This is a genomic window from Dietzia sp. DQ12-76 (assembly GCF_014145045.1).
Taxonomy (GTDB): Bacteria; Actinomycetota; Actinomycetes; order Mycobacteriales; family Mycobacteriaceae; genus Dietzia.
This window is the reverse complement of the sequence record NZ_JAALDV010000137.1, coordinates 1-4,840: the sequence shown is the minus strand read 5'-3', so window position 1 is coordinate 4,840 and position 4,840 is coordinate 1. Positions and strand designations below refer to the sequence as shown.

At 63.8% G+C, this 4,840-nt stretch carries 5 protein-coding genes; 3 read left to right on the top strand and 2 right to left on the bottom strand.

All coding sequences use genetic code 11. The features are described 5' to 3' along the window. Positions 1 to 8: 8 nt before the first annotated feature. Complete coding sequence (locus G6019_RS05930) at positions 9 to 1,271, bottom strand: MFS transporter (RefSeq protein WP_182612141.1); 1,263 nt, start codon at positions 1,269 to 1,271, stop codon at positions 9 to 11. A 37-nt stretch (positions 1,272 to 1,308) separates the two neighbouring features. Beyond that, complete coding sequence (locus G6019_RS05925; RefSeq protein ID WP_182612140.1) at positions 1,309 to 1,674, bottom strand: ArsR/SmtB family transcription factor; 366 nt, start codon at positions 1,672 to 1,674, stop codon at positions 1,309 to 1,311. Positions 1,675 to 1,918: 244 nt separating this feature from the next. Here G6019_RS05925 and G6019_RS05920 point away from each other — a divergent pair, with 244 nt between their 5' ends. From G6019_RS05920 to G6019_RS05910, 3 genes are read left to right on the top strand one after another with little or no spacing between them, the layout of a single operon-like run. Then, positions 1,919 to 2,521: a recombinase family protein gene (locus G6019_RS05920; protein WP_182612139.1), complete on the top strand. Its 603-nt coding sequence runs from the start codon at positions 1,919 to 1,921 to the stop codon at positions 2,519 to 2,521. A gap of 2 nt (positions 2,522 to 2,523) precedes the next feature. After that, the gene (locus tag G6019_RS05915; RefSeq protein WP_194305489.1) at positions 2,524 to 3,978 is read left to right on the top strand and encodes a Mu transposase C-terminal domain-containing protein; all 1,455 of its coding nucleotides are present in this window, start codon (positions 2,524 to 2,526) and stop codon (positions 3,976 to 3,978) included. Beyond that, positions 3,978 to 4,790 carry an AAA family ATPase gene (locus G6019_RS05910; protein WP_182612138.1) on the top strand — a complete coding sequence of 271 codons (813 nt, stop codon included), beginning with the start codon at positions 3,978 to 3,980 and terminating at the stop codon, positions 4,788 to 4,790. The genes G6019_RS05915 and G6019_RS05910 overlap by 1 nt, the downstream gene beginning before the upstream one ends. Positions 4,791 to 4,840 lie beyond the last annotated feature (50 nt).

Sequence of the window (4,840 nt, the reverse complement as noted above, 5' to 3'; positions counted from 1 at the left end):
TGTGACTCTCAGCTTCGATTGGCGGGATTGCGCAGCTTTGTTTGGCGGGGCTTCGTGCCTCTCTTTGGTTCGGCATCATCTCGCCAGGCCAGTAGTGCCGCCCCGGCGCCGATCACTCCGATTGCGACGAGTACGAATCCGGTCGCTTGGAGGCCGATTGCGGTGCCGAGGGTGCCGGCCAGTGGGTAGGTGATGAGGAAGCAGGCGTGGGAGAGGGAGAACTGCGCGGCGAACACTGCCGGCCGGTTCTGCTCGGTGCTATTTCTGCGCAGTAGCCGCGCCGAGGGTGTGAGGATGGTCGAGGTTGCGGCGCCGAGCAGTACCCACATCGTGAGCAAGGTATTCCACTGGGCAGTGCCGCCTGCCCATCCGATCACGATGGCCGTGGCGAGCAAGATGATGGGCAGCGCGGCTCCGCCGGCGAGCATGACTTTCCGGTCGGCAAGTTGGTTCAGTAGTGCGGGCATGCCCAGGGCGACCACCATTGATCCGGCTCCGTATGCGGCGAGCATGAGGGCGACATCCGACTGCGTCCTGCCGAGCTGGCCTTGCACGAGAACCACCGTGTTGACGATGACCATGGCGGTTGTCGTGGCTACGACGAGGTTGAGTCCCATCAGGCCGCGCAGTTCGGGGCTAGCGAAGAATGTCCGTGTCCCCCGGGAAAGTCGGTCAAGGAACCGTGCAGGAGGAGGGGGCTGTGTGTGGGGGAACCGAGAGGCGATGACGAGTGTGGCAGAGCCGAGAAACCCGATGACGGTTCCGATGAAGAGGTTGTTGAAGCTGATTGCCGTCAGCAGGGCCGCGGCGAGCATCGGGCTTACGAGCGATTCCAGATCGTAGGCCAAGCGTGAGAGCGACAAGGCCCGGGTGTACTCGCGCTCGTCTGGCAGCACAGAGGGGATCACGGCTTGGAAGGTCGGTGTGAACGTCGCCGAGGCTGATTGGAGCAGAAAGATCAGCACGTAGATCTGCCACGCTTCGGTGACGAGCGGCAGCGATACCGCGACGCCGGCACGGATTAGGTCGGCACAGATGAGCACGGGCTTTTGGGGTAGGCGAGCGACGAGCGCGGTGGTCACGGGCGAGACAGCCACGTAGGCGATCATCTTGATAGTCATCGCCACCCCCATCACGACGCCGGCATCGCCGCCGGCGATATCGAACGCGAGCAGGCCGAGAGCGACGGTAAGTAGACCGGTCCCGAGTAGCGCGACTACCTGTGCGGCGAACAGCTTGGCGTACGTGGGATTGCGCAGCACCTGGAGCATGAGCGGGTGGGCCTATCTATCGGGGGCCGTCGGCGCACTACTTGATGGGCGCGTGGTGGTGCGGGGGCAGTTGACCGTTCGCGACGGCGTGCTCGGCCTGCTTGACTGCCTCAACGACCAGCGCCACCGCGTGCTCGTCCGTGAGCCGGTAGAGCACACTCGTCCCCTCCTGGCGGGTCGTGACCATCCTCGCCATCCGCAGGCGAGCCAGATGCTGCGACACACCCGATGAGGTCTTCCCGGTAAGTGCCGCCAGGGCATTGACCGGCAACTCGTCATGCTTACGCAAAGCAAGCACAATCCTGACTCGAGTGGGGTCCGAAAGCAGGCTGAAGATCTCCGCGGCGAGGTCCACATACTCGGACTCGGGATCAAGCCCACATAAGTTACTATCTGCGTTCATGCGCACACAGTAACAAAGTTGAGCGGGGTCGTCCCGGTACACACCGCGCAATTGCGCCTCGCCGGGCTCGTCAACTCGCCACTCCCGATGGTGCCGAAACGATCGTTTTTGCTACAAGTGCGTTCGATTTCGCTGAGTTTGTATACGCCGAGGTGGGCGGAAGCCTGGTCTGTAGCGGAACCCAGTCCCGGAATCTGTGTTTCTGATCTACCCACCAGCGACGGGTATTGCTACATTTATCGGTATGGGCCACGCTTTCGGGTACGCGCGGGTGTCGACTGGCGATCAAGACGCACGACTGCAGCACGATGCTCTCGCCGCTGCCGGCTGCTACAAGGTCTTTACCGACACCGCCTCCGGGGCATTGGCCTCGCGCCCGGAGTTGGGAAAGCTCCTCGATCAACTTCGCCCGGGCGACACGCTCGTTGTCTGGCGACTGGATCGGCTGGGCCGATCAATCCGGCATCTGATCGATCAGCTGACCGAGTTGCAGGAGCGCGGAATCGAGTTCCGATCCCTGCAGGAAAACATTGACACCGGGTCCTCGGGCGGGCGGCTGGTGTTTCACATCTTCGCCTCGCTGGCGGAGTTCGAACGAGACCTCATCTCCGAGCGCACCCACGCCGGCCTTGAAGCCGCCCGAGCCCGTGGCCGTAGAGGTGGGCGTCCACCGCTGTTGTCTGGGGACAAACTGCGCACCGCCCGCAAGCTCTACGAGCAACAAGACATGACCGTCGCCCAGATCGGCGAGGTCCTGGGGGTCAGCCGCACCACCGTCTACCGGGCGCTGCAACGCGGGGCCGACAAGCCCCCCGCTCGGCGCCGACAGAAGTCGACGACGGCGTAGCCATGAGCGGGGGCGAGGAACCTCAAGGTTCGATCGGCGCCCCCACTGGCGCGAAGACTGCCGCGGCCCGATGGCAGGTCCTACGCCCACACGTGGAGAGCGGGGTCCCGCTGACCCAGTTGGCCGCAGCCGAAAAAGTCGGGGAACGCACTCTGCAACGCTGGCTAGCCGCCTATAGAAAGGGCGGGATCGCCGCACTGGCTCCGGCAACGCCAACCAAGCGTGGGCGGCGCACCCACCCAGACCTTGTGGCCTACATCGAAGGCCTGGCGCTGAGTACGCCTCGGCCGACCACCGCGTCAATCATTCGCAAAGCCGCCACGACCGCCACCCGCCGTGGATGGCCGATGGTCTCCGCGACCACCGTGCGGGCCATCGTGACCGGTCTGGATCCCGGGATGGTGACCTTGGCTCACCAGGGTGCGGCCGCCTACCGGGACACCTACGAGCTGGTGTGGCGACACCGAGCCGAGCGGGCCAATGCCACCTGGCAGGCCGACCACACCGAACTCGACATCCTCATCAACGACGCCAACGGGCGGCCCGCCCGGCCCTGGTTGACCGTCATCCTCGACGACTACTCCCGGGCAGTGTGCGGCTACATGGTCTTCCTCGGCGCACCGTCTGCGATGAACACCGCACTGGCGCTGCGGCACGCAATCTGCCCGAAGAGCGATCCGAACTGGCCGATGTGCGGCCTGCCCGATGTGCTCTACGTCGATCACGGAACCGACTTCACCAGCCACCATCTCGCCCAAACCGCCAAGGACCTGCATTTTCAGATCATCTACTCGACCATCGCCCGACCACAGGGCCGCGGCAAGATCGAGCGGATCTTCGGCACGATTAACACCGAACTCCTTGCCGAGCTGCCGGGCTATCTCACCCGCGGTCAGCGGCACCCCGAGCCGGTACTGACGCTGCCCGAACTCGACACCGCCATCGGCGAGTTCATCAGTGCCAAGTATCACCGCCGCACCCACCCGGAGACTGGCGACAGCCCCTACCGGACCTGGATCGGCGACGGGTGGCTTCCCCGCCTGCCCGAGACCGTCGATGATCTCAACCTGCTGCTGCTGACCGTGGCCAAAACGCGCATCGTCCACCGCGACGGAGTGCGCTTCCAGGGCCTGCGGTACGTCTCACCGCTGCTGGCCGCCTACGTCAAAGAACAGGTCGTGATCCGGTACGACCCCCGCGACATCTCCGAAATCCACGTCTTCCACAAGAACCAGTACATCTGTAAGGCCGTGGACCCCGATCACGCATCGGCCACAGTCAGCCTCAAAGACATTCAACACGCACGCGCAGCCCGCCGACGCGAGCTACGCGGCCAGATCACCGAACGCATTGCCGTCGTCGCCAGCCACGAAGACCCCTCGTTTCCGGCCCCGCCGGCACCGACCCCACCAGCCCGGAGGAAGACGAAGCTTCGCACCTACCTGGAGGATGACTGATGTCTCCGCAACGGTTCATCGCCACCAAACAGCACCGGAGATTCGTCGAGTTCGCCGACGCCGTACGCCGGCAACGCACCATTGGCATCTGCTACGGCCAAGCCGGGATCGGTAAAACACTGTCTGCCAGACGGTATGCGAACTGGCACAAAGCCGAGCGACTCCTCGAGGAATGGGGACCACGCGATGACTCCGATTTCCCGATCTATGCCGCGCTGGCCAGGAAACGGACAGTCTTCTACACCCCCGCGGTCCTGAGCACTCCGCGTCAGGTCAGAGACGATCTCACCGGCCTGACGGTCCAGGTATCTGCGTGCATCGACGAGCATCTGATCAACACCGGCGAGCTGCAGACACGACCCAGGAACCTGCGCAAGTACGTCGAGCTGATCATCATCGACGAGTCCGACCGCCTCAATGCCACCGCCCTGGAAATGGTGCGAGACCACTACGACCGCGACAACGTCGCCGTCATCCTCATCGGCATGCCCGGGATCGAGAAGAGATTCAGCCGCTACCCGCAGCTCTACAGCCGCGTCGGATTCGCACACGAATACCGGCCACTAAGCAAAGACGAACTGCGATTCGTGCTCGAACGTCGCTGGCCCAAATACGGGCACCCCCTCGACCCCGACGACTTCACCGACGCTCAAGCCCTCGCCGCGATCGCACGGATCACCCGCGGCAACTTCCGCCTCGTCGACAGACTGTTCACGCAGATGGAGCGCATCATGCAGATCAACGAGCTCAACACCATCACCGACGACGTCGTCGAAGCCGCCCGATCCACCCTCGTCATCGGCATCACCTGACACCGCCAAACGAACCTGCGAAATCCCGCCAAACGAAGTTGAGAGTCACA